At 64.4% G+C, this 23,790-nt stretch carries 20 protein-coding genes and 1 pseudogene; 9 read left to right on the top strand and 12 right to left on the bottom strand.

Annotated features, from left to right (window positions below):
• Positions 1–2 precede the first annotated feature (2 nt).
• Together ACCQ03_RS15250 and ACCQ03_RS15245 are read left to right on the top strand one after the other, a co-directional pair.
• Positions 3–1,049, top strand: a complete 1,047-nt coding sequence (locus ACCQ03_RS15250; protein WP_057678738.1) for a cupin-like domain-containing protein — start codon at positions 3–5, stop codon at positions 1,047–1,049.
• Positions 1,050–1,089: 40 nt separating this feature from the next.
• A complete protein-coding gene (locus ACCQ03_RS15245) occupies positions 1,090–2,607 on the top strand; it encodes a tryptophan halogenase family protein (protein WP_057678739.1) in 1,518 nt (505 codons plus the stop codon).
• Between the two features lie 35 nt (positions 2,608–2,642).
• Here ACCQ03_RS15245 and ACCQ03_RS15240 read toward each other — a convergent pair whose 3' ends face one another.
• The 5 genes and pseudogenes from ACCQ03_RS15240 to ACCQ03_RS15220 all read right to left on the bottom strand — a co-directional run bounded on the left by ACCQ03_RS15240 (position 2,643) and on the right by ACCQ03_RS15220 (position 7,826).
• Positions 2,643–3,650, bottom strand: coding sequence for an MBL fold metallo-hydrolase (locus ACCQ03_RS15240; RefSeq protein WP_209225896.1), 1,008 nt, complete (start codon positions 3,648–3,650; stop codon positions 2,643–2,645).
• A gap of 135 nt (positions 3,651–3,785) precedes the next feature.
• Entirely contained in the window at positions 3,786–4,184 is a 399-nt protein-coding gene (locus ACCQ03_RS15235) for a hypothetical protein (protein ID WP_057678741.1), read from the bottom strand.
• Positions 4,185–4,583: 399 nt separating this feature from the next.
• Positions 4,584–5,991: pseudogene (locus ACCQ03_RS15230) on the bottom strand (trypsin-like serine peptidase).
• Positions 5,992–6,142: 151 nt separating this feature from the next.
• Entirely contained in the window at positions 6,143–6,349 is a 207-nt protein-coding gene (locus ACCQ03_RS15225; protein WP_057679302.1) for a hypothetical protein, read from the bottom strand.
• 94 nt (positions 6,350–6,443) lie between these two features.
• Entirely contained in the window at positions 6,444–7,826 is a 1,383-nt protein-coding gene (locus tag ACCQ03_RS15220; RefSeq protein WP_150146675.1) for an APC family permease, read from the bottom strand.
• 192 nt (positions 7,827–8,018) lie between these two features.
• On the opposite strand from ACCQ03_RS15220, the gene ACCQ03_RS15215 reads away from it, so the two are divergent.
• Together ACCQ03_RS15215 and ACCQ03_RS15210 are read left to right on the top strand one after the other, a co-directional pair.
• Positions 8,019–8,783, top strand: coding sequence for a LuxR family transcriptional regulator (locus ACCQ03_RS15215; protein WP_209225899.1), 765 nt, complete (start codon positions 8,019–8,021; stop codon positions 8,781–8,783).
• A gap of 382 nt (positions 8,784–9,165) precedes the next feature.
• Complete coding sequence (locus ACCQ03_RS15210; RefSeq protein WP_057679299.1) at positions 9,166–10,107, top strand: proline iminopeptidase-family hydrolase; 942 nt, start codon at positions 9,166–9,168, stop codon at positions 10,105–10,107.
• A 347-nt stretch (positions 10,108–10,454) separates the two neighbouring features.
• Here the strand turns inward: ACCQ03_RS15210 and ACCQ03_RS15205 are convergent, their stop codons facing one another.
• Positions 10,455–10,643, bottom strand: a complete 189-nt coding sequence (locus tag ACCQ03_RS15205) for a hypothetical protein (protein WP_237377095.1) — start codon at positions 10,641–10,643, stop codon at positions 10,455–10,457.
• 244 nt (positions 10,644–10,887) lie between these two features.
• Here ACCQ03_RS15205 and ACCQ03_RS15200 point away from each other — a divergent pair, with 244 nt between their 5' ends.
• The 5 genes from ACCQ03_RS15200 to cydB all read left to right on the top strand — a co-directional run bounded on the left by ACCQ03_RS15200 (position 10,888) and on the right by cydB (position 18,297).
• Complete coding sequence (locus tag ACCQ03_RS15200) at positions 10,888–11,949, top strand: pectate lyase family protein (RefSeq protein ID WP_057679297.1); 1,062 nt, start codon at positions 10,888–10,890, stop codon at positions 11,947–11,949.
• Positions 11,950–12,359: 410 nt separating this feature from the next.
• Entirely contained in the window at positions 12,360–13,748 is a 1,389-nt protein-coding gene (locus tag ACCQ03_RS15195; RefSeq protein WP_209225901.1) for an amino acid permease, read from the top strand.
• A gap of 573 nt (positions 13,749–14,321) precedes the next feature.
• The gene (locus ACCQ03_RS15190; protein WP_209225904.1) at positions 14,322–15,551 is read left to right on the top strand and encodes a dipeptidase; all 1,230 of its coding nucleotides are present in this window, start codon (positions 14,322–14,324) and stop codon (positions 15,549–15,551) included.
• Positions 15,552–15,883: 332 nt separating this feature from the next.
• Complete coding sequence (locus ACCQ03_RS15185; RefSeq protein WP_209225906.1) at positions 15,884–17,281, top strand: cytochrome ubiquinol oxidase subunit I; 1,398 nt, start codon at positions 15,884–15,886, stop codon at positions 17,279–17,281.
• Complete coding sequence (gene cydB, locus ACCQ03_RS15180; protein WP_057679294.1) at positions 17,281–18,297, top strand: cytochrome d ubiquinol oxidase subunit II; 1,017 nt, start codon at positions 17,281–17,283, stop codon at positions 18,295–18,297. Before ACCQ03_RS15185 ends, cydB begins: the two co-directional genes overlap by 1 nt.
• A gap of 60 nt (positions 18,298–18,357) precedes the next feature.
• Here cydB and ACCQ03_RS15175 read toward each other — a convergent pair whose 3' ends face one another.
• The 6 genes from ACCQ03_RS15175 to ACCQ03_RS15150 all read right to left on the bottom strand — a co-directional run bounded on the left by ACCQ03_RS15175 (position 18,358) and on the right by ACCQ03_RS15150 (position 23,723).
• Positions 18,358–19,182 carry a carboxylesterase family protein gene (locus tag ACCQ03_RS15175; RefSeq protein WP_017154793.1) on the bottom strand — a complete coding sequence of 275 codons (825 nt, stop codon included), beginning with the start codon at positions 19,180–19,182 and terminating at the stop codon, positions 18,358–18,360.
• A 110-nt stretch (positions 19,183–19,292) separates the two neighbouring features.
• Positions 19,293–20,654 (bottom strand): magnesium transporter, encoded by a 1,362-nt coding sequence (mgtE, locus tag ACCQ03_RS15170; RefSeq protein ID WP_003487859.1) that lies wholly within the window; start codon positions 20,652–20,654, stop codon positions 19,293–19,295.
• 314 nt (positions 20,655–20,968) lie between these two features.
• Positions 20,969–21,265, bottom strand: a complete 297-nt coding sequence (locus ACCQ03_RS15165; RefSeq protein WP_209225909.1) for a hypothetical protein — start codon at positions 21,263–21,265, stop codon at positions 20,969–20,971.
• Positions 21,266–21,279: 14 nt separating this feature from the next.
• Positions 21,280–23,010 (bottom strand): phosphoenolpyruvate--protein phosphotransferase, encoded by a 1,731-nt coding sequence (ptsP, locus tag ACCQ03_RS15160; RefSeq protein WP_209225911.1) that lies wholly within the window; start codon positions 23,008–23,010, stop codon positions 21,280–21,282.
• A gap of 58 nt (positions 23,011–23,068) precedes the next feature.
• On the bottom strand, positions 23,069–23,338 hold the full coding sequence (locus ACCQ03_RS15155; protein WP_005913389.1) for an HPr family phosphocarrier protein: 270 nt from the start codon (positions 23,336–23,338) through the stop codon (positions 23,069–23,071).
• Positions 23,331–23,723 (bottom strand): PTS sugar transporter subunit IIA, encoded by a 393-nt coding sequence (locus ACCQ03_RS15150; protein ID WP_017154797.1) that lies wholly within the window; start codon positions 23,721–23,723, stop codon positions 23,331–23,333. The genes ACCQ03_RS15155 and ACCQ03_RS15150 overlap by 8 nt, the downstream gene beginning before the upstream one ends.
• Positions 23,724–23,790 lie beyond the last annotated feature (67 nt).

Below are 23,790 nucleotides of genomic sequence, written 5' to 3'. Positions count from 1 at the left end.
GTATGGCCGCACGCGCCACCGATCTGTCCGTCGCCGCGGGCGTCGCCATCGTCGAGCGCAGCGACTGCGATCCTGAGGCATTGCCGCTGTCCGCACTTTGCGAGGCCGCCGAACCGGTGGTGCTGCGCGGCGTTGCGCGCAGCTGGTCGCTGGTGCAGGCCGGGCTGCGCAGCGCCGATGAAGCCATGGCGCTGTTGCGTGCGCACGATACCGGCCGCCCCCTGCAGTATTCGTATGGCGCCCCGGAGATCGGCAGCCGCCCGTTCTATCGCGACGATTGCAGCGTGCTCAACTTCCAGGTGCAGCGCGGCAGCGTAAGCACCTTGCTGGATGCCATCGCGGCGCATCGTGACGACCCGCAGCCGCCCACTTATTACCTGGCCTCGTTGCCGGTGGACGCCAATCTGCCGGGGCTGCGCGCGCACAACGATCTGGATGTCGCCGCCAACGGTGGCCACGTGCAGCCCAGCATCTGGATCGGCAACCGGGTGATCGCTTCATGCCACTACGATGCGCTGGATAACCTGGCGTGCTGTGCGGTCGGGCAACGGCGCTTTACGCTGTTTCCGCCAGAGCAGGTCGCCAATCTGTATCCGGGTCCGCTCGATCCCACGCCGGGCGGGCAGGTGGTGAGCATGGTCGATTTCGCCCATCCGGACCTGCAACGCTTTCCGCGTTTTGCCGATGCCTTGCCGCATGCGCGCAGCGTGGTGCTGGAGCCGGGCGATGCGTTGTTCATTCCGAGCATGTGGTGGCACCACGTCCAATCGCTGCAGCCGTTCAACGTGCTGATCAATTACTGGTGGAGCAGTGCGCCAGCGCATCTGCCTGCCGCGATGCCGGCGCTGTATCACGCGCTGTGGGCCATTCGCGACCGTCCGGCAGCGGAAAAACAGGCCTGGCGCGCATTGTTCGATTACTACGTGTTCGGCCCTGCCGAGCAGGCCGGCGAACATCTTCCCGAACCGGCACGGCATGCGCTCGGCCCGATCGACCCCATGCTGTCGCGGCAGCTGCGCGCCATGCTGATCGGCAAGTTGAACCGCTGATGTGCAGCGCCGCCCTCAACCCATTCCACAGGAGTGCGCAGTGACTCAGGCTCAGATTCGCAAGGTGGTGATCGCCGGTGGTGGAACGGCCGGCTGGATCGCTGCCTGTGCGCTTTCGCATCAATTCCGCAATTTGCTGGACATCACCCTGGTCGAGTCCGAGCAGATCGGCACCGTTGGTGTGGGCGAATCCACGGTGCCGCCCATCCGCACCTTCCACCGGTTCCTGCAGATCGACGAGCAGGAATTCCTGCGTGCGGTGGCAGGCACCTTCAAGCTGTCGATCTCCTTCGAGCATTGGCGCCGCCAGGGCGAGCGCTACATCCATCCGTTCGGCATCACCGGGCAGAGCACCCTGGTGTGCGCGTTTCATCACCTGTGGCTGGAAAGCCAGCGCCGCGGCATGCCGGGCAACTTCGGCGATTACTGCCTGGAAACGGTGGCCTCGCGCGTGGACCGCTTTGCGCTGCACGGCGAGCCGGCTGTCAATTACGCCTATCACCTGGATGCGGCGCTGTATGCCAAGTTCCTGCGCGCGCGCAGCGAGGCCTGCGGCGTCACGCGTATCGAAGGCAGGATTCAGCAGGTGACCGTGCAGCCGCACAGCGGCGATGTCGCCAGCCTGGTGCTGGAAGACGGGCAAGTGATCGAAGGCGATTTGTTCATCGATTGCAGCGGCTTCCGCGGGCTGCTGATCGAGCAGACCCTGCACACCGGCTACGAAGACTGGAGCCATTGGCTGCCGTGCGACCGTGCGGTGGCGGTGCAGACCCAAGCCCTCGGCCCACCGGTGCCCTATACCCGCGCCATCGCGCACGAAGCCGGCTGGCGCTGGCATATTCCGTTGCAGCATCGCGTCGGCAACGGCCTGGTGTTTTCGAGCAAGCACCTGTCCGATGACGAGGCACATGCGAAGCTGCTGCGCGATGTGGCCGCGCCTGCGGTGAAGGATCCCTGGATGGTGCCGTTCCGCACCGGCCGCCGACTCAAGGCCTGGAACAAGAATGTGGTCTCGCTCGGTCTGGCCAGCGGTTTTATCGAGCCACTGGAATCCACCAGCATCCATCTCACCATCTCTGCAGTGGTGCGGCTGCTGGCGCTGTTTCCGGCCGAAGGTATTGCACCCTCGCAGGTGCAGCTGTTCAACGACGTCAGCCGCGCTGAAATGGAGCACGTGCGCGACTTCGTCACCTTGCACTATCACGCCACCCAGCGCGACGAACCGCTATGGCAGCAATGCCGGCAGATGGAACTGCCCGAGTCGCTGGCGCTGCGCCTGCGTGCCTGGCGCGAACGCGCGCACGCCTGGCAGGGTGCCGATGAGTTGTTCCGTGTCGATTCCTGGACCCACGTGCTGATGGGGCAGGGCATCGCGCCCGAGCAGCATCATCCGCTGACGCGCGCATTTTCCGACCACGACCTGCGCCGCCTGCTCGACGGTATCGCCCAGCCGATCCAGCACGCCGTGCGGCAGATGCCGTCGCAGCAGGACTTCATCGAGCGCTACTGCAAGGCAGGCGAGCAGGTGTGGGGGATGCGCAGCCCGGTGCCTGCCTAGTGGCTCGCTGCGCGCGGGCGCAGTGCGCGCCCGCGCTATAGCCGCATCAGATCCTTTCCCACTACGATCGGCCCGGCGTAATGCTTGCGCGCGCCTCCGCTCCACATCGCATCGGTGATGGATGCATCGCCGCCGGGGACGAAGTGACTGAGCACCAGCATCTTCGCGTTGGCTGCAGCCGCAATCATGCCGACCTCTTCGCTGGTGGAGTGGCTCTTGAGCAGATGGTCGAGCAATGTGGGGGCGTTGTCGTTGGCCTTCAGCATCGTTTGTAGCGCCGCCAGATACATCACCTCGTGCACCAGGACATCAGAGTTCTTCGCGAACTCGGCCAGCGCGGGCAGGTAGCGCGTATCGCCGGAGAACACCACGCTGCGGTCGGGCGCTTCGAACCGATAGGCGAAGGCCGGCTTGAGCGTGTAATGGTCCACCAAGGTAGCAGTGACGGTGACCTGATCGTTCTTCAAAACGGTGCCGGGCTGGTCGAACTCATGCACATGGACGAGTGCTTCGAACGGCGGGCGGCCTTCCTCACGGATGCGTGCCTGGATGTCGATGGCATTCATCGCGACAAACGCTTCCACCATCCTGGCGATGCCGGGCGGGCCATACAGATGCACCGGCGTCTGCAGGCCACTGGCCCAGGCCAGCCACACCACGTTGAGCAGATCGGCATTGTGGTCGGAATGGTGGTGGGTCAGAAAGATATCGCGCAGCATGGGCAGTCGAATGCCGGCCTTGACCAGTTGCTGCGCCACGCCGTTGCCGCAATCGATGAGATACGGTTGCCCGTCGATGACCAGGGCATTGGCGGCCGCCGCCCGCATGGGCGAGGGCGTCGGGCCACCCTTGGTGCCCAGCAGCACCAGCACGCTGCCCTTGGCTGGAAAGGGGGCAGGTGGCGCAGAGTCGGGCTTGGCGGATGTGTGTCGCACCGCCGGACGCGCAGCGGCATCGAGCTGCCCCACTGCGGTCAGCGCACTCGCCGCGAATGCAGTGCGTAGCAGCGCGCGACGGGAGCGGGATGGCTGGAAGGTGGTCATTGTGGCTCGTGTCGATGTGAGGGTTGAGTGTCGATGCAATCCCTGCGTGCGCTATACACGATACGGCAGGCCTCGCTGGCAGTGATCCGAAGCCGCGGTCAGGGCGCTATTTTTTCGCTGCTTCTGTCGCCACGCTCAGAATTCGCGTGCAATGAATTGATTCAAGGCCGGCGAACGATAGAACGCCATGCACTGGGCGAAGATGCGATTGAACGGGCCGCGGCGCGCTTCGTCCTTCATCGGGACTTCGCGCTTGTCCAAACCCGCCGTGTTGGCGTCGACAAACCGATGCAGGCGGTCGGTCGCGCCGGCCTTGGCGTTGTCCATCGCATAGGTGGTGAGCAGATACGAGCGGTCGCGCAGCTGATCGGGTGCGTACTTGCCGCTATGCGTGTAGTTGTTATCCAGGCATCGCTGCAGGGCGTAGGCCTTGATGTCCTGGCGATCGGCCGGCTTGCCGGCCGCCAGGGCAGGGGTTTGCAGCGCCAAGGCCACAAGGGTGATGACTAGCAGTGAGGTACGTACGCGAACCATGGGCAGCCGTTGTGAGGGAACAGACCCCATCAGTCTGCATCATTGCGCCGCTTGCCGCCGATGCGGCGTTGGTGCCGCCGGGGTCAATCAGGCATTGCCAGCTTGGCCGACGTGGATCTGGTAAATCCAGCGTGCCGGCAACAGCACAGCGACAAGCTTGTTGAACGAGTCTGCAAAAAACAGCCGTGGAGCGATGCCTCGCGCGAGCGCATCACGCCGTTGCCATGAGTGAGTGGCAACAATAGGGTGGTGTCATTAGACAGCGTGCGGACGTTGCAGTGCATGAGTTAACGCATACACGTTCGCCGGGCCGAAGACGCGTCGCCCGGCAATCGGATTGCCGGGCGAGGCGATCAGCGTGGCAGGCGCGCAAGGTCGCCCTGCCATGCGGCTTACCGCTTACTGGCCGAAGTAGGTGGAAATGGTGGAATACACGTCCGAGAAGCGCGAGTAGTAGTCCGGATCAGTCTGCGCGCTGCAGAAGGAGTAACCCCCATATAGGCCACCACGAAGCTGATAGGCGCCATTGCTGGCGACGGTGAACAGGCCCGAGCCGGATGAGCCGCCTTCGGTCACGCCGTCGCTCCACACCACCCGATAGAGCGGGCTCTTGCCATCGATGGAGCTGTTCAATGCATTGACCGCACCCAGCGAATACTTCTTGACGTCGCCTGATGGGTGGTGGATGCCGACAATCGAGGTGCCGGTGGAACCGATCGCCGCGCTATTCCACGCTGCATAGAACGCGCCGCTTGGCGGTGCGGTCTTCAGCTCCAGCAATGCGGTGTCGCGCGTCGTGTTGGCGTGCCGCAGGAACGCACCGCCCGTCAATGTGGTTGCCTGCGAGCTGGCCGTACTGCCATTGCAGCTGGCCGCATCGTAGAACCAGTATGTCTGCAGCGTGTTGGCCACGGTCTGCGTGCTGATGCAATGCGCTGCGGTCCAGAACAGGTTGCGTTTGGGCGAGTTGGTGTTGTTCAGCAGCGTGCCGGTGCACAGGAACGAGCCCTGGCTGGTGGTGAACACCATGCGCGCCACTGCCTTTGCGGCGCTGGTGAAGCCGGTCGTGGGATTGGCACGGCAGACGATGTCGTTCTCACACGAATCGCTCTCGCCGATGGCAATGGTCATCATGTCGCGCGGGCTGGCAGTGGGGCTGATATCCAGATGCGACAGCTGCGGAATGCTGAGGCTGAAGTTCTCCGGATATAACCCGGCCGGCAGCGACAGCTCGACCAGCAGGTCCTCGCCACTCACCGTCGGCGACCAGCCGATATCGTTGCCGCTGGCAGCAAAGCTGGCGCCGGATTGCTCGAACACGCGACCATCGTTGCCGGCAAAGCGCAGCGTCACCTTGGACGGGTCGCCAGGCGTTGCACCTGCGCCACGCAGTATCAACGATGCACGCAGCGATGCCGCCTGTGCGGAGCTGACCTTGAGGCTGGCCACGCGCGAGCCATCGGGAGCCATCGGGAGCCATCTGCCAATCGAGCTTGGACAGGTTCACCGTTGGCTGTGCGACTGCACGCGAAAAACCGATCTGCAACGGCTGTCCATGCTTGACCTGCGCAATGCGACGCTCGCGCACACGGCCGATCTCGGCGCTGGTGGGTGCGGTAAGTTGCACCACGCGCGTGGGCAGAACGCCGCCGCGCAAGCTTGCCGATTGCAACGTGGCCGCACCAAGCTTGGCCGCCTGCGGCGCGGTGGTGACCGGCGCTGCATCCATCTCGGTGGGCGGTGCGGCCGCTGCGGCGCCGGAAATAGCGGAAAACAACGCCAGATACATCGCGTTCTTGCGATTCATGGGTAGTCCTTCTCGTCAGGGATCGTCAGGCTGCAGCGGGGGCTGCAACAAGCGGGCGCCATCGTTGGCGCCGAACGAGACTAGCGAAACTTCAAGGCTGAATATGTGCTGAAAATCTCGTTCGTGGATAAATGGTTGCTATAAATACAATCTACTTTTCGCGTATCGATGTGCTGCGTCTTGCGTGCGGGTCGTCGGTCTTGCGAGTGCGCCGGCGCACGCAGTGGCGATGGACAAGTTGCTTGCACCAGCGCCTTGCAACGCGCGCGAAGCGGCCCGGCACCTTGTGCATGCGCCATGCGGCCATCGTTGTGTTGATCAGGTCATCTGCAGCATCGCGCTTCTCGCGTCTGATCACGCGTGCAGGCCGGCACAATGCAGCTGCGAAGACTCGCGGCGCGTGGCTGGCCGCACGGAATACGGCGGCGCAACAGACAGCGCGGCTGTCGCGGCTATTCCAGCGCGTCGCTGGCGCGCAATTCGGTGGAACGTCCGCTGAGTTTCAGAAACGCCAGGACCGTCAGCCCCACCGCCATCCATGCAGCGCCACCCAGTTGTGCATGCAGGTCCGCATTGAGCAGCACATAGGCCAGGATGACGATTCCGATCAAGGGCACCACGCCATGCAGCACACGCCGGCCGTGGGTGCGGAAGTGCCACAGCACTGCGATATGCAACAACACGAAGGCGGTCAGTGCGCCGACGTTGCACAACGACGACAGCAGCGCGATCTGCCCGACGAAGACTTCGCCCAGTACCAGGCTCAGGCCCGCCACCAGCAGGATCGCACGCTGCGGTACGCCGGTGCGCGGGTGGATGTAGCGCAGGAAGCCCGGCAACTGCCGGTCGCGCGCCATGGCGAACAACAGCCGCGACGTGGCCGCCTGTGCGACCAATGAATTGGCGATTGCCGCGCTGATCGCCACAGTGAGCGCAATGACGATCTGCAGCCATGGCCCAGCGATCAATCGGCCGATCTCGAAGAACGCATCGTTGGATGCCTGCGCGCTTGGGTAGCGCTGCAGGTCCGGCTGCAGCAATGCCGCCAGCCAAGTTTGCAGGACGAACAGCCCGGCCACGATCAGCAAGGCCAGCAAGGTCGCGCGCCCCACCACGCGATTACCGCCGCGCGCTTCCTCGGACATGGTGGAGATGGCATCGAAGCCGAGGAACGACACCACCGCCACCGACAACGCGCTGAAGATCAGCTGCGGCGAAAACGCCTGTGGGTTATACAGTGGGCGCCAGCTCCAGTGCGCCCCATTGACGCCGCGCTGGATCGCCAGTGTCGCCAGCACCACGAACACCGCCAGTACCAGCAACTGCGCGAGCAGGAAAAAACGATTGGCGCGTGCGGTGGTTTCGATGCCACGCAGGTTCACCACCGTGTTGAGCACCACGAAGAACCCAATCCACGCCGGCTGCGGTATTGCCGGCAGTACGGTCTGCATCGCATTGGCGCCGACCACATACAGCAGGGTCGGCACCAGCAGGTAGTCGAGCAGAATCGCCCAGCCGGCCAGAAATCCCATGCCGTTGCTCAGCCCGCGTCCGACATAGGCATACACCGAACCGGCCACCGGAAATGCCTGTGACATCTGCTGGTAGCTCAGTGCGGTGAGCAGCATCGCCACGAAGCCGACCAGGTAGGTCAGCGGCACCATCCCGGCACTAATGTCGAAGACGCCGCCGAAGATCGAGAACGGCGCCGTGGGCACCATGCACACCAGCCCGTAGATCAGCAGATCCTTGAGCGTGAGCTGCCGCTTGAGCTCCTGTGCGTAGCCGAAGCGTTCCAGCGTGGCCGCATCGTCGCGGCGGGGCGTGTCGGTCATGCAGGTGTCCGTTGAAAGGAATGCCGGCACGCAACACGAGCGCCTGGACGAGCTGAACGCCCGTTTCGTGCTGCCGCCATGTGACCGGCATTGTGACGATAATGTGGCCGGCAAGCCCATCCATTGGCAAAAGTGCTAGGTTTTCCATGCTGGATGTCATTTGCTGGCAACCACCGGTACCGAAGGATCATCATGTTCGACATTCTGGCCAGCCTGGGCCGCGATCTGCAGGCGTTGCAGACGCTCGATAGCTGTCTGGACCGGGTATTTCGCGATGTCTGCGCGCTCGGTTTCCAATCGCTGGTGTACGACTACGCGCCGGTGCCCCTGAGTCTGGAGGGGGCGCTGATCACGCCAACGGTGTTCATGCAGCGCAATGCGCCGGGCGATATGCAGCATGTGTGGTGCGAGTACGGGTACTACCAACATGACCCCGTTCAGCAGCGTGCAACGCGACGTACCACGCCGTTCGTATGGTCGTACCGCACTGACGGCCACGGCGCGGGCGTGGAATATGTGGGGGGGCAGCACCGGCAAGTGACCCGCTATCTCTGCGATAGCGGCATGTGCACCGGTGTCACCGTGCCGCTGCATTTGCCTGGTGGCGCATTTGCCACCTTCAGCGGCGCGATCGATGCCGCCGCCGCCCAGGCGCCGCGTTTGGCCGAAGCGCAGTTGCTGCCCTTCCTGTTGCTGGCGCATGCCTTCCAGGCGCGCGCGCAGGAATTGCTGGACCCGCAGGAGCGCCGCTGCCACCACATCGCGCTGACCCGTCGTGAGCGCGAATGCCTGCAGTATTCGGCAAAAGGCCTGACGTCCAAGCGGATTGCCGCGGCACTCAACCGTTCAACCGCCACGGTGAACCTGCATCTGAATTCGGCCGCCCGCAAGCTGGGCGCACGCAATCGCGTGGAAGCAGTGGTGCGTGGTATGCACTATCGGTTGCTGGAGACATAAGTATTCTTTGAGCGTGCCTGTGTCGGCTGCGGCGCGCGCGGCTTCGGCGGTTTCGGAGCGGCAGAGCGCACATGCACTGCCGTTTCCCTGGCGCGGCCACCTGTGTTCTGAACGCCGATCCGTTCGTGGGCCAAATGGAGTCCAGTGGCGTTCGCAGCGGCAATAGATGCGCTGATTGGAAGCCGACATTTCGATCCCAAAGCGCTGCTGAGTCGCGCGATAGACGTTGCTTTCGGCGACGCAACGCGTTCGCTCCAACCGGCTATCGGCCAGCGCCAACCGCGCATCCGGGCGCGCCCAAACCTGTGAAATTTGCCAGTTAACCCCGCTCGGCGTGCTCGCTAGGCTCGGGGTTCATCATTGCCGTAGGCAGGCGCAGGTCATGCAGTGCACCGAGGGTTACGTCGAATTCCGCGGCTACCGCACCTGGTACCGCATTACCGGCGACCTGTGCGCAGATGCCTGCCCGCTGCTGGTGCTGCACGGCGGCCCCGGATGCACGCACGACTACGTGGACAGCTTCAAGGACCTGGCGGCCAACGGCCGCGCGGTGATCCACTACGACCAGCTGGGCAACGGCAACTCCACGCATCTGCGCAATGCCGAGCCAGGCTTCTGGACAGTGGGGCTGTTTCTGGACGAGCTGCAGGCGCTGATCGCGCATCTGGGGCTGTCGCAGTACGCATTGCTGGGCCAGTCCTGGGGCGGAATGCTGGCCGCCGAACATGCGGTGCGCCGTCCGGCCGGCCTGCGAGCGCTGGTCATCGCCAATTCGCCCGCCTCGATGGGGTTGTGGCGCGCGGCTGCGCTGCGCCTGCGCGCGCGCCTGCCTGACGATATCCAGGCCGTACTGGACGAGCACGAAGCCGCCGGTACGCTGGACCATCCGGCCTACCGCGCTGCCAGCCAGGTGTTCTACGCGCAGCACGTGTGTCGCGTGCTGCCGTGGCCTGCCGAGGTGGCGCGAACGTTCGCCGCCATCGACGCCGACCCAACCGTGTATCACGCCATGAACGGCCCGACCGAATTCCACGTGGTGGGCAGCTTGCGCAACTGGAGCATCATCGAGCGCCTGCACCGCATCACCGCGCCCACGTTGGTGCTCTCTGGCAAGTACGACGAAGCCACGCCGGAAACGGTGGAGCCCTATGCGCGCTTGATCCCGGATGCGCGCTGGCACGTGTTCGCCAACTCCAGCCACATGCCGCACGTGGAAGAACGTGCGGCGTGCATGCGCCTGGTCGGCAATTTCCTGGACGATCAGACACCGTGGCCCGGTGGACAAATGCTGCGCTCGTCAACACTGGCCAATCGCGCTGTTTGAGCGTGCAGGGTGTGCTGGGGCGATCGCCAGCGGGCCGATCAACGGCACTACGTTTCGCTGCCTGCCGCGATCATGTCGCTGTGGGCAGACACCATCCATCCGTGCCTGCGATGCGGGCCCTGCAGCGTGGGTGTGCTTCCATCGCTGCACGCAGTCCGGGCAGCTGTGTCAATGGAGGTTCGAGCATCGACGTAAGCCCGTTTCAGGCCGCTAGCGCGCGTTGATGTGCGAGCGTCGCAGCGCACAGGCCGCAGCGTGGAAGGCAACGCAGACGATCGGTAGCCATGCACGTATTCGCTCTGGTGCGCCGCGCCGGCGCTCGCGCGCGACAGCTTGCGTGCGCCTGTTCATGCCGATGTGGACGCAGCGCTGCAATGCATGACTGCAGTGCAATTGGCCAGCTGCGATCGCCAGGCATGCACTGAGTGCGCCGATGCCTGCCGCTGCGCCGGCATGTAGATCGTGACGGTTTGCAGGCGCAATCGCGCTGCACATTCCAACGCCTGCGCATCGCCGGCATCTGCAGGCGCACGCACGCATGCATCGATCCACACATGGCGATCGCCTGGCATTGGCGTGTCCTGTCCCGGCTGTCCTTCGCTGTCTCTTTTGCATGTCCCGGAAAGAGAACGCCGCGGTGTGTCTAAGTTTCGAAGATGAATAATTGTTTTATGCTTTAAATCGCGCGAAGAATGCAGCCCCCCACGCATCGCCTTGCTGTTGTCGTCGCCACTGCGCTGACGGCCGGCATCGCTTGTCGACTTCATTGGGAGAGGCTACATGATCATCAAGACGCTCCAGGGCGCACTTGCGCTTGCACTGTCCGCTTGCGCCGCCGGCGCGATTGCCGGCCCGGTTGGCTACGGTGCGGCGACTACCGGCGGCGGCAACAAGTCGCCAGTCAACGTGGCGACGTTCGAAGCGGTGCAGGCCGCCATCGATAACTATTCCGGTAGCGGCGGGCTGGTGCTCAACTACACCGGCCAGTTCGACTTCGGCAGCATCAAGGACGTGTGCGCGCAATGGAAGCTGCCGGCCAAGACCGTGCAGATCAAGAACAAGAGCGATATCACCATCAAGGGCGCCAATGGCTCTTCGGCGAACTTCGGCGTGCGTGTGGTAGGCAATGCGCACAACGTGATCATCCAGAACATGACCATCGGCTTGCTGCAAGGCGGCGAAGATGCGGATTCGATCTCGCTGGAAGGCAACTCCAGCGGCGAGCCGTCCAAGATCTGGATCGACCACAACACCATCTTCGCCTCGCTCACCAAGTGCTCCGGTGCAGGCGATGCCTCCTTCGACGGCGGCATCGACATGAAGAAGGGCGTGCACCACGTCACCGTGTCCTACAACTATGTCTACAACTATCAAAAGGTCGCGCTCAACGGCTACAGCGACAGCGACACCAAGAACGCGGCTGCGCGCACCACGTATCACCACAACCGCTTCGAGAACGTGGAATCGCGTTTGCCATTGCAGCGCCGCGGTTTGAGCCACATCTACAACAACTACTTCAACAATGTGCTCACCTCGGGCATCAACGTGCGCATGGGTGGGGTGGCCAAGATCGAGTCCAACTACTTCGAGAACATCAAGAACCCGGTGACCTCGCGCGACAGCAGCGAGATCGGCTACTGGGACCTGATCAACAACTACGTTGGCAGCGGCATCACCTGGAGCACGCCGGACGGCAGTAAGCCCTACGCCAATGCCACCAACTGGGTGAGCTCCAAGGTGTTCCCGGAGTCGCTGGGCTACATCTACACCGTGACCCCGGCAGCACAGGTCAAGGCCAAGGTGATCGCCACCGCGGGTGCGGGCAAGAACCTGGCGGAGTGACCGGTAACGCTCGGAGTCGCGCACCAGCCGTAGCGAGCACTGGTCAGGTGGGCGGGGGCGGCGCACGGGAAGCGTAGCGTTTTTGCGGGACAGGCCCATGACCGGTCGCGGCCTTCCATCTGGAGGCGCGCGCACGATCGCCGGTTGCTCCTGGCGGCATCACCGCACGTCCCCTGCTCGTTCGGTGATGTGCTTTGCCCGGTTCTTGAAGACGACGGCTCACATGCGCGCGCTGCACCGGCCGTCAGGGACAGCGGGCGCCGGCAGGTTGCCGCGCGTTGTCTACTGCAAACCCGAGCGCAAGGCGCGATCGCGCAAGGTCGCCACTCCTTCCCCGGGCTGGCGTCAAGAGGCGCGGCAGGCGCTGCGACACGGTATCGTGTCGCGATTCCATCCATGCAAGCCTGTCCATGCCGCTTCCGACCGATTCCGTTGCTGAGACCGCTGCGCCCGCCGCGCCTGCATTGCGCCATGCGCTGAAGCCGCGGCAATTGATGATGATGGGCCTGGGCACGGCGATCGGCGCCGGGCTGTTTCTGGGTTCCGGCGTGGGCATCCACGCGGCCGGGCCGGCGGTGCTGATCTCGTATCTGATTGCCGGGGCGTTGGTCATCATCGTGATGAACGCGCTGGGCGAAATGGCCGCCGCCAAGCCGGCCAGCGGGGCCTTTTCGGTGTACGCGGCCGATGCGATGGGCCCGACGGCCGGCGCCACCGTGGGCTGGCTGTGGTGGTTTCAGGTGGTGGTGGTGATTGCGGCCGAAGCGGTAGGCGCCGCCGCGCTGCTGGCCACGGTCTGGCCGGCGTTGCCGGTGCCGTTGCTGGCGTTGCTGTTCATGGCCACGTTCACTGCGATCAATCTGCTTGGCGTGCGCAACTTTGGCGAGTTCGAATTCTGGTTCGCCATTCTGAAAGTGCTGGCGATCGTGGTGTTCCTGCTGATCGGCGTGGCCTTGCTGGCGGGCTGGTTGCCCGGCGTGGCGTCGCCCGGGCTGTCCAACTTCACGCAGAACGGCGGCTTTGCGCCGAAGGGTCTGGCTGGTATCGGCTCGGCCCTGCTGGTGGTGGTGTTTGCCTTCGGCGGCACCGAAATCGTGGCGGTGGCCGCAGCGGAAACCGCCGACCCGGGACGTAGCCTGGCACGCACCATCCGCACCGTTGCCTGGCGCATCCTGGTGTTCTATATCGGGTCGATCAGCGTGATCGTGGCGGTGGTGCCGTGGACCAGCGCCGCGCTCAGCTCGCCGTTCGCGGCTGTGCTGGACGTGGCGCGCATTCCCGGTGCCGCCACGGCGATCACCCTGGTGGCGGTGGTGGCGCTGCTGTCGGCGCTCAACGCCAACCTATACGGCGCCTCGCGGATGATCTTCTCGCTGGCCCAGCGTGGCGAAGCGCCGCGGCTGCTGGCCAGGACCAGCGGCGAGCAGGTGCCGCTGGTGGCGGTGATCGCCAGCGTGTTGTTCGGCTTCGCCGCCGCAGCGCTGGAGTTGCTGTATCCGAACAAGGTGTTGCCCATGCTGCTCAACATCGTCGGCGCCACCTGCCTGCTGGTGTGGACGATCTCGCTGGTGTCGCAACTGATCTTGCGCGCCCGCGCGGACCGTGCCGGCCTTGCGTTGCCGTTCCGCATGCGCGGCTATCCGTTTCTGACGGTGTTGGCGCTGGTCATCCTGGCCGTGATCTTCGTGTTGTTGGCCTCTTCGGCCGATACGCGCGCGCAATTCCTCTCGATGGTCGCGCTGACCGCAGTCATCGCAGCGGTCAGCGAAGTTGCGCGGCGCCTGCGTGCGCGCATGTGAGGGATGGTGAGCGTGCCAGTGCGCTGGTGCGTTGCATGCGGTGGCGGGCTTGTCAGCTGTCACCAGCGGCCAGCGCGCATGACGCGAATGCGACCGGGAATTGCCCCGGTCGTTGCTGGCAAAGTTCATGTGTCCCGGTGCCGGCCTGGCCACGGATCACGGCATCGGGGTAGCGCGCCCGCAATCGCGCACGCGCGCTAATCCGCCTGTCCAGGAACCGCTGCGGTTGCACACGCAGGACTTACCGATATCGGCAGGCTTCTCGTCGCAGCATGCGGCATCGTCACCAGAGGTTTCCAGGACTCGTCGCCACCTGGTTGGATGACGACGGGTCAAACAAAAAACCGCCGCACCGATTGCAGTGCCAAGCGAAACGAGAAATGCGTCAGCAGTCCTGCGTTTTCCTCTCGGGCCGGGCACTCGCGTTGCGGATTTGATGGTCCAGTTCGGTTACTCTCATCTGAACGCACATGCTCGACCCATCAGGGCGCTCGAACAATTGCGGCGGGATATTCAATGCAGTAACGCGCTCTTATGGGTGACTTCTTCAGACGTCATTGCCGGGGTTCGCCCATGCATGCAGTTTCCTCCGACAACCTGGCTGACTTGGCTCCGCCGCGCACGCTGGACGCAGTGCATGCATTGGCGTGTCCGGTCGATACGCATCTGGATTCGCTGTATCTGTCGCGGCTGGGCGGCTTCGATTTCTGGAAGGGCGATTGGAAAGCGCATCGGCGTTCTGCGATCCTCTGGTTGATGTCCAAGACCTCGCCGAGAGGTCGCAACCAACCGCTGATGTACCACGTGAGCGGCCCAGACTTTCTTGCCGGCGGCTATGGCGGTGCCTGTTTCAGCGCCCACGCACTGTGGGAAAACCTCATCGGTGTGCCTTTTCTCGACCCCTGGAAGCACTGGGTGGCGCATCGGCGCTATGTCCAGAAGATGGTGGCGGCGAGCGATGGGCGGATGCGGCTGGCACGCAGCGCCGCCGAGCTACGCGCGATTCGCGCAGTGGGTCTGTGCTGCGCCATCCTGTCGTTGGAGGGTGCGCACATGCTTGGACCACGCGGTGTCCGCAGCCAGGCGCTGCGGCTGGCGCGTCTGGACAGTGCGGCCAAGGCCGGCGCCGCCTATCTGACGCTCAACCATTTCAGCCATACCGACATCTCCCAGGCCGGCTATGCATCGCTCAATCCGTGGCGCGAGAAGAAGGGTGCGGGGCTGACGGCGTTTGGCCGGCAGGTGGTGGAGCGCTGCATCGATGCCGGGCTTCTGGTGGATCTTTCGCATACCTCGAGCCAGGGGATCCTTGACGCCTGCGGCATCTGCATCCGTCGCAACGTGCCGGCCTTCGTCTCGCATGGCGCATCGCGCAGCGTCACGCGTGGTGTGGAAACGCGGCCCTCGCGTCACCTGGACCGGGCGCTCGACGATGCGGCGATCCGTGCCATCGTGCAGACCGGTGGCTGCATCAGCGTCATCCTGGCGCCGTACTTCTTGCAACACGTCTATCTGGCCGATGGCACGCCGGACATGGATGCCGATCTTGCCTTTGTCGTTGCGTACTACGAAGCGTTTGCCCGGCAGATTGCCGCCATAGGGATCGTCGAAGATCCATGGAAACACCTGAGTTTCGGTAGCGATTTCGATGGCGGCATTTCCAGCGTGCCGACCGGGATGCGCAGCGGGGCGGATCTGCCCAAGCTCACGCAGGCGATGCTGGATGCCGGCTGGCCCACCCAACGCATCGTGGATGTGTATAGCGGCAACTTCCTGCGCATCTGGGAGCGGGTGCGGCCATAGCGTTCCGGCGACCCGGTTGGACGGCACCGGCATGGCGGGTTGCGCCGCCTGTCGACGTGCAATGACTGGCGCGCGGCGTATCGCAGTGACAGCGTTCGCGCGATTGGGCCGCTTCGGTGCACTGCACTGCATGGCGTGTGATGCGGCGCTCTGCAGTACAAGGGCGGCAATTTGTCGCAGATGCGACGCCGTGTCGCATCGGGAACGGGCCCGACCGTCCCTATCATGATCGCGTAGCGCAGCAGCGTGCGCGCGATCGCCCGATGCAGTGCATCCCGGCGATCGCCCTGCGACCTGCACGCCGACGATCACTTTTTCCTGGAGGGTTCTCCATGGACGCACTGCTGTTATCGCGGATCCAGTTCGGATTCGTCATCGCGTTCCACGTGTTGTTTCCGGCATTCACCATCGGGCTTTCCAGCCTGCTGGCGTTTCTGGAATGGCGCTGGTTGCGCACCCGCCTGCCGGTCTGGCGCGAGCTGTATTTTTTCTGGCAGAAGATCTTTGCGGTGTCTTTCGGCATGGGCGTGGTCAGCGGCATCGTGATGGCCTTCCAGTTCGGGGCCAACTGGCCGGAATTGAGCCGCGTGGCCGGTGGCGTGATCGGGCCACTGCTGAGCTATGAAGTACTCACCGCGTTCTTTCTGGAAGCCAGTTTCCTGGGCGTGATGATGTTCGGCTGGGGTCGCATTTCCGAGCGCCTGCATTTCCTGGCCACCTGCATGGTGGCGCTGGGCACGTTGTTTTCCACGTTCTGGATCCTGTCGTCCAACAGCTGGTTGCAGACCCCGGCCGGTTATGAGGTCAGCGGCGGCGTGGTGCATCCGGTGGACTGGTTGCAGATCATCTTCAACCCTTCTTTCCCGTATCGGCTTGCGCACATGGCGCTGGGCTCGTTCATCACCACCTGCTTCGTGGTGGGTGCCGTGGGCGCGTGGTATCTGCATCGTGGCGTGCACCGCCAGGCAGGGCTGCGCATGCTCAAGCTGGCCGTGGTGTTTGCCGCGATTGCCGTATCGCTGCAGATCGTCGTCGGCGACATGCACGGCTTGAACACGCTCAAGCATCAGCCGATGAAGATCGCGGCGATGGAAGCGCACTGGCATGCCGAAAAGCCGGGCGAGGGGTTCCCGCTGGTGGTGTTTGCGTTGCCCAACGCGCAGGCCGAGCGTAACGACTATGAGGTGGCGATTCCGCGCCTGGGCAGCCTGATCCTGACCCATCGCCCGGATGGCAGCATCGCGCCGCTGACGTCGGTGCCGGCAAGCGAGCGCCCACCGGTGACGCCGGTGTTCTTCGCCTTCCGCATCATGGTGGGGATCGGCTCAATGATGCTGCTCGTGGCCTGGGTGTCTGCGTTCGCGTTGTGGCGCGGCAAGTTGGTGCAGTGGCGCTGGTTGCTGGCGGTGTGGCGCTGGATGTTGCCGAGCGGCTTCATCGCGCTGGTTTCGGGCTGGTTCGTCACCGAAATCGGCCGTCAGCCCTATGTGGTTTACGGCTTGTTGCGCACCGCCGACGCGGTGGGCCCGCAGTCTGCGCTGATGACCGCCATTTCGCTGGCGGTGTATGTCGCCGGCTACGCGTTCGTGTTCGGCTGGGGCATCTGGTATCTGGTCAAGATCGGCAAGATCGGACCGACACCGCATGATGCGCCGCAGTTGGATCATGGCGAACACACGCCCGCACGCCCGCTGTCGGCGGCCGACGAATCGATCGACGGAGCTGCATGATGGAGATGACGAGCATATTGCCGGTGGCGTGGTTTGCGGTGATCGGCTTCGGGGTGCTGATGTACGTCGTGCTGGACGGCTTCGTGCTTGGCATCGGCATCCTGGCGCCGTTCCGCAAGGACGAAGCGCAGCTGGATCTGATGATGAACACCGCCGCGCCGATCTGGGACGGCAACGAAACCTGGCTGGTGCTCGGCGGGGCAGGGCTGCTGGCCGCATTTCCCAAGGCGTATGCGGTGATCTTGTCGGCGCTGTATCTGCCGGTGCTGTTGATGGTGATGGCTTTGGTGTTCCGCGGCGTTGCATTCGAATTCCGCTTCAAGGCGCATCGCTCGCGGCGCTTGTGGAGCAATGCGTTTGCCGGCGGTTCGATCCTGGCCACCTTCGCGCAGGGCGTGATCCTGGGCGCGCTGGTGCAGGGGCTGCCGATCGAGAACGACCGCTACGTCGGCGGCATCTGGGGCTGGTTCAGCCCATTCGCGATGCTGACCGGCGCCGCCTTGGTGTTCGGCTATGCGCTGCTCGGCAGTACCTGGCTGATTCTCAAGACGGAGGGCCACGTGCAGCAGTTGGCGCGGCAGTTGAGCCGGCCGTTGACCATCAGCGTATTGATCTTCATCGGCCTGGTCAGCGCCTGGTTGCCCTCGCTGCAGTCGCATGTGATGGAGCGCTGGTTCAATGGCACGCACTATCTGTGGCTGATGCCGGTGCCGCTGCTGGTCGCCATCGTGGGCGTTGCGCTATGGCGTGCGAGCGAGTCCGCGCGCTCGGACGCGCTGCCCTTCCTGCTGGCGATGGGCTTGTTCGTACTGGGCTTTTTGGGCCTGGTGCTGGGCATGTGGCCGTATCTGGTGCCGCCGGTCTACACCATCTGGCAGGCTGCCGCGCCGCCGTCTTCGCAGCTGTTCGCGATGGTGGGGCTGGTCATGCTGCTGCCCCTGATCCTGGGCTACACGGTATGGTCGTACCGCGTCTTCCGCGGCAAGATCACCGCCGACACCGGGTATCACCACTGAGGCGCATTGGCCGTGTCATGCCCGCACGCGGGCGCGGTGCCCGCGTGGCGCTGCACAGCGTCAGCGCAGGCGCTGCTTGAACATCCATTCCCACATCGCCGGATCCGCATAGGTCGCGTCCCAGGCATTGTGGTTGCCTTGCGGATATTCGCTGTAACGCACATTGGCGCCGACGCCCTTCGCGGCCCGGTAGAGCGCGCGGTCGTCGTGCGGCGGCACCGAATCGTCCTTGGCGCCATGGAACATCCAGATCGGCACGTGCTTGAGTTGCGTCACTGCCGCGGTGTACGGGTCCGCTTCCTTCGCTACCAGGCTCACGTACAAGGTGCGGCGTTCATCGCGCGGTGCCTTGAGTGCGCCGCAGATCGGCACGATCGCCGCAAACCGTTGCGGCTGCATCAGCCCGATTTCCCAGGCGCCATAGCCGCCCATTGAAATGCCGGTGAGGTAGGTGCGCTGCGGGTCGGCAGCGAACTCGGCACTGGCCGCATCCAGCGCCGCGATCGCCATGCGCGCATTGACGCCCATCCACTCTTCGTCATTGGGCACTTGCGGCAATACGACAAGCGCGGGGAAGTCGGCGGTGTGTTCGCTCAAGTACGGGCCCAGGCCGACTTCGGCCTGATCGCGCCCATTGTCGCCGCGCTCGCCCGAGCCATGCAGGAACAGCACGATGGGCCGCGGCTGCGGCACCTTGGACGCGGGTACGAACACCTGATAGCGGTACAGGCGCCCTTCCATTTTCAGCGTGCGGGTGACGAAGTGGCCGCGGCGCTGGTCGTGGTGGCGCTCAGCCATGCTGGAACAGCCGGCCAGCAGCAGCGCAATGGCAATGACAACAAGACAACGACGAATCACGCAGCTCTCCCGACCGATCACATCTATGCAGTATTACCGCATGCCGGTGCGTTGGCGTGTCGAGGCGAGGCGATTCCTGTCGAATATTCATCTGCTTGTCGTCATCGCCTGCGTGGCCGCCGGGCGGGTAGCGCAGGTCAGGGCAGCAGGATCAACGTGGCCAGGCCCAGGAAGCTCAGAAAGCCCATCACGTCGGTCAGGGTGGTCAGGATCACGCCACCGGCCAATGCCGGATCGAAGCCCAACCGTTTCAGGGTCACCGGCACCAGCACTCCGCCGAAGGCGGCAGTGAGCATGTTCACCGTCAACGCGGTGCCGATCACCAGCGAGAGCATCGGTTGCCGGAACCAGGCCAGCACGATCAAGCCAAGCCCGATGCCCAGGCACAGCCCGTTGATCAGCGCGACAGTGAGCTCTTTCTTGAGCAAGGTCATCACGTTGGAGGAGCCGATCTGGCCCAGTGCCAGACCGCGCACCATCAGGGCCAGCACCTGGGTGCCGGCATTGCCGCCCATGCCGGCCACGATCGGCATCAGCGCCGCCAGCGCCACCAGTTTTTCGATGGTGCCTTCGAACCTGCTGACCACGCTGGAGGCCAGGAACGCGGTGCACAGATTGATGCTCAGCCAGATCAGGCGGCGCCGGAATGCGCGCCGTGCCGGGCTGAACATGTCTTCGTCTTCGTCCAGGCCGGCCGCGCTCATGGCCTGGTGCTCGGCCTGCTCGCGGATGATGTCGACCACGTCGTCGATGGTGATGCGGCCGAGCAGGATGTTGTTGTCGTCCACCACCGGTGCGGAGATCCAGTCGTGGTCGGAGAAGCGCCGCGCCACCTCGTCGGACCCATCGCCGACATCGATGGCCGGCTGCTCGTCGTCGATCAGCCGGTTGACCGGCGTGCTGTCTTCGTGGGTGACCAGCGCCGCCAGCGGCACGCGGCCCAGGTATTGGTGGCGCCGGCTCACCACGTACAGGTGATCGGTGTGGTCGGGCAGCTCGCCGCGCAGGCGTAGATAGCGCAGCACCACATCCACATTGACGTCGGCGCGCACGGTGACCACGTCCGGGTTCATCAGGCGCCCGGCGGTGTCTTCCGGATACGAGAGCACCTGCTCGAGCCGCTCGCGGTTTTCGCGGTCCATCGACTTGAGCACTTCATCGATGACGGTGTCGGGCAGGTCTTCGACCAGGTTGGCCAGATCGTCGATGTCCAGGTCTTCGACCGCAGCCACGATCTCGTCCGGGTCCATGTCGGCCAGCAGGCTTTCGCGTACTTCGTCGCCGACGTGCAGCAGCACCTCGCCATCGTCTTCCGGATCGACCAGCCCCCACACCACTTCGCGCTTGCCCGGTGGCAGCGATTCGAGCAGGTTGCCGATTTCCGCCGGCGCCAGCGTATTGACCAACCGGCGTACCGGCCCCAGGCGTCCGCTATCCAGCGCGTCGGACAGCAGGCGTAGCTGGCGCGCGGTTTTGTCGTGGCGGACGGCTTCGGCCATGCGCGGCTTCCCGGAAGAGTGGACGCGCCATCAGTCAAGGACGCGGTGCTGGGTCAGCAAGGCATTATCGCTTGCGTATGGTGACGAAACATACAGGGGCGTGCCGGATGCGTGCGGATTGCCGAAGTGATGCCGAATGCGACTTGAATTGGTGCGTCTATTGCGCGGGAGTCCGCCGCATCGGACCAACGACGTGAGGCGTGCGCAAGCTGCTACGCGTGGCCAACTCTTCGTATCGCTGCGTGCGCGGGGGCGAAGTTGCCTGAAGTACGCCGACACGCACAGCGGTTCCGGCTTGAATGGACTGTCAGGGCTTACCTCAGCAGCACGTATAGCAACAGCATCACAGCCGTAATCAGCATCACGCGGTCAACCCTTTGGGCAGTCTGTTGCCGTCGCAATGGGGTAAAGAGGATGTCTTGTCGCCGCTCGATGCGGTATGAGCGAAAATGGACTTGGTTGACGGTTGCCATGATGCGCTGATCATCGGTCCAGCCATCCTCGGGTGGCACCTCACTGTCGCTTTTGAGCTTGTACTCGATCTCGTTGAGCTCGGCCCACTGGTCCCATGGTGATTTTCGAGTTGTCATGAGGTCTCTGTGAGACCTCACCGTCGCCTGTGGCGTTAACGCAACATGGTCTGCGCATGGCCGGCCAGCCATTTCTCGATGCCCTTGCGATCGCGGGCGCGCAGCAATTTTTCGCCGTGCACGCGCAACTCGCCCAGGTGGGCGTCGCGCACCGCGCGGCGCACTTCCAGCAGGGTGGCCGGATGCAGGCTGAACTCGGTGAGCCCCAATGCCAGCAGCATCGGTACGAAGCGCGGATCGCCGGCGATTTCGCCGCACACCGCGACCGGCTTGCCACAGGTGCGTCCGGTGGCGATGACCTGGGCGATCAGTCGGAGGACGGCGGGATGCAGGGGCGAATACAGCTCGCCCAGCGCCTCGTTGTTGCGATCCACCGCCAGCAGGTACTGCACCAGGTCGTTGGTGCCGATGGACAGGAAATCGATATCGTCGATGAAGCAGTCCAGCGCCAATGCCGCAGCCGGTACCTCGATCATCGCACCCAGCGGAATATGCTCGGCGATCTCGTGGCCTTCGGCACGCAGCTGCGCGGTGAGCTTCTTCAACTGCTTGCGCAGCTGCAGGATTTCTTCGCGGCCGCTGACCATCGGCACCAGGATGCGCACCGGCCCATAGCCGGACGCACGCAGGATCGCGCGCAATTGCGCCTGTGCCACCGCCGGCCGCGCCAGCGACAGGCTCACCCCGCGCAGGCCCAGCGCCGGGTTGTCCTCATCGCTCAAGGTCAGGCCGGTGCGGTCGGCCTTGTCGGCGCCAAGGTCCAGGGTGCGGATGGTGACCGGGCGGCCGCTCATGCCCAGCACGGTGTCGCGGTAGGTGTGGAACTGTTCGTCTTCGTCCGGCAGCTCGTTGCGCTGCAGGAACAGGAATTCGGTGCGGTACAAGCCCAGGCCGCTGGCGCCGAGCGCATGCGCGTTGGCCACGTCTTCCAGCGATTCGGCGTTGGCCAGCAGGGTGATGTCGACGTTGTCGCGCGTGCGCGTGGGCTTGGAGCGCAGCCGGCCCAGCTCGCGCTGTTCCTTGGCCAGCGCACGCAGGCGCTCGCGGTAGTCGCGCAGATGTTCGGGCTTGGGGTCGACGATCACCTGGCCCGAGCCGGCATCGACAATCAACACATCGCCATCTTCGATGCGCTGCAGCGCCTCGCCGACGCCCACCACCAACGGCAGGTGCAGGCTGCGCGCCAGGATCGCGCTGTGCGACAGCGTGCTGCCGGCGGTGGTGACGATGCCGACCACGCCTTGTGCCTGCAGCTGCGCCAGCTCGGAAGGTGCCACGTTGTCGCACACCAGGATCTCGCCGGCCACACCCTTGAGGTCGGGGGCGCGCTTGTGCAAGAACGCGTGGATGCGACCGATCACGTGATCCAGATCGTCCATGCGGCTCTTGAGATATGCATCCTCCATCCCGTCGAACACTGCCGCCAGACGGTCGCGCTGCACACGCAAGGCATAGTCGGCGCTGTAGCGGTGGGTGCGGATCAGCTCATCCAGGCCTTTCAGCAGCTCGGGGTCATCGAGCAGCAATGCATGCAACTCGAGGAATTCGCCGACCTCGCTCGCCAGTGCGCCGTGCAGGCGATCGCGCAGCTGCTGCATCTCGACCCGTGCCGAGGCGATGGCTACATGCAGGCGCTGCAGCTGCGTTTCCACCTGACTGGCGGGCACGCGTTGTTCGGCCACTTCCAGGGTATGGCTCTGGCGCACGCGTGCGCGGCCAAGCGCGTTGCCGCGTGCAGCGCCATGTCCGCGCAGGCGCAGGCTCATGCGCGTCCCTGGCGCAGCGGCGCCGTGTCGGTCGCAACGGCACCGACGCCGCGCATGCTCAGCTGTCCTCGTCGAAACGGCGCTCGAACAGGTCCACCAGCGCCTGCAAGGCCTCGGCTTCGTCTTCGCCATCCAGCCGCACCACCACGCTGGTGCCTTGGCCTGCGGCCAGCAACATCACGCCCATGATGCTCTTGGCATTCACCTCGCGCCCCTTGGCCGCCAGGGTGGCGTTGCTGCGATACGACGACAACGTCTGCACCAGCTTGGCGGTGGCCCGCGCATGCAGTCCGAGTCGGTTGGAAACTATGAGTTCGCGTTCAAGCATCGTCGATGATCGCTCCGTTGCGGGTACCGGCCGCCGCAGTGGCGGGCAGCTCCTGCAATCCTTGTTCGGGGTAGTTCATCACGCGCAGCAGCATCGGCAGGCTCAGTGCGGACACCCGGCGAACCGGTGTGCCCAGCTTGGCCAGACGGTTGGCCAGATTGCTGGGGCTGGCGCCGTACAGGTCGGTCATGACCAGCACGCCGTCACCGCTGTCGACCCGGCGCATCGCCGACGATGCCTGGGGCAGCAACGCGTCCAGGTCTGCATCGAAGGGCACCTCGAATGCTTCGGTCTTCAACGGCAATTGCCGCAACAGCCCCGTCGCCACGTTCAACAACGCCGCGCCGATGCCGGGATGAGTAATGAGGAGAATGCCACAGGCCATGTCGAAACGTTAACAGGTCAGCATGACTGCGCGATAGCGTCTGCCTACACAGATGCGTTGCGAACTG

The organism is Xanthomonas sp. NCPPB 3569 (genome assembly GCF_041475645.2).
Lineage (GTDB): Bacteria > Pseudomonadota > Gammaproteobacteria > Xanthomonadales > Xanthomonadaceae > Xanthomonas > Xanthomonas phaseoli.
This window is presented reverse-complemented; position numbering and strand designations above follow the sequence as displayed.

Bases quoted from the DNA above. Each gene is read 5' to 3' on its own strand.
- ACCQ03_RS15215 (WP_209225899.1), top strand. From the start codon at position 8,019: ATGTTCGACATTCTGGCCAGCCTGGGCCGCGATCTGCAGGCGTTGCAG.
- mgtE (WP_003487859.1), bottom strand. From the start codon at position 20,654: ATGGCCGAAGCCGTCCGCCACGACAAAACCGCGCGCCAGCTACGCCTG.
- ACCQ03_RS15250 (WP_057678738.1), top strand. From the start codon at position 3: ATGGCCGCACGCGCCACCGATCTGTCCGTCGCCGCGGGCGTCGCCATC.
- ACCQ03_RS15235 (WP_057678741.1), bottom strand. From the start codon at position 4,184: ATGGTTCGCGTACGTACCTCACTGCTAGTCATCACCCTTGTGGCCTTG.
- ACCQ03_RS15240 (WP_209225896.1), bottom strand. From the start codon at position 3,650: ATGACCACCTTCCAGCCATCCCGCTCCCGTCGCGCGCTGCTACGCACT.
- ACCQ03_RS15150 (WP_017154797.1), bottom strand. From the start codon at position 23,723: ATGGCCTGTGGCATTCTCCTCATTACTCATCCCGGCATCGGCGCGGCG.
- ACCQ03_RS15200 (WP_057679297.1), top strand. From the start codon at position 10,888: ATGATCATCAAGACGCTCCAGGGCGCACTTGCGCTTGCACTGTCCGCT.
- ACCQ03_RS15220 (WP_150146675.1), bottom strand. From the start codon at position 7,826: ATGACCGACACGCCCCGCCGCGACGATGCGGCCACGCTGGAACGCTTC.
- ACCQ03_RS15185 (WP_209225906.1), top strand. From the start codon at position 15,884: ATGGACGCACTGCTGTTATCGCGGATCCAGTTCGGATTCGTCATCGCG.
- ACCQ03_RS15195 (WP_209225901.1), top strand. From the start codon at position 12,360: ATGCCGCTTCCGACCGATTCCGTTGCTGAGACCGCTGCGCCCGCCGCG.
- ptsP (WP_209225911.1), bottom strand. From the start codon at position 23,010: ATGAGCCTGCGCCTGCGCGGACATGGCGCTGCACGCGGCAACGCGCTT.
- ACCQ03_RS15190 (WP_209225904.1), top strand. From the start codon at position 14,322: ATGCATGCAGTTTCCTCCGACAACCTGGCTGACTTGGCTCCGCCGCGC.
- ACCQ03_RS15210 (WP_057679299.1), top strand. From the start codon at position 9,166: ATGCAGTGCACCGAGGGTTACGTCGAATTCCGCGGCTACCGCACCTGG.
- ACCQ03_RS15155 (WP_005913389.1), bottom strand. From the start codon at position 23,338: ATGCTTGAACGCGAACTCATAGTTTCCAACCGACTCGGACTGCATGCG.
- cydB (WP_057679294.1), top strand. From the start codon at position 17,281: ATGGAGATGACGAGCATATTGCCGGTGGCGTGGTTTGCGGTGATCGGC.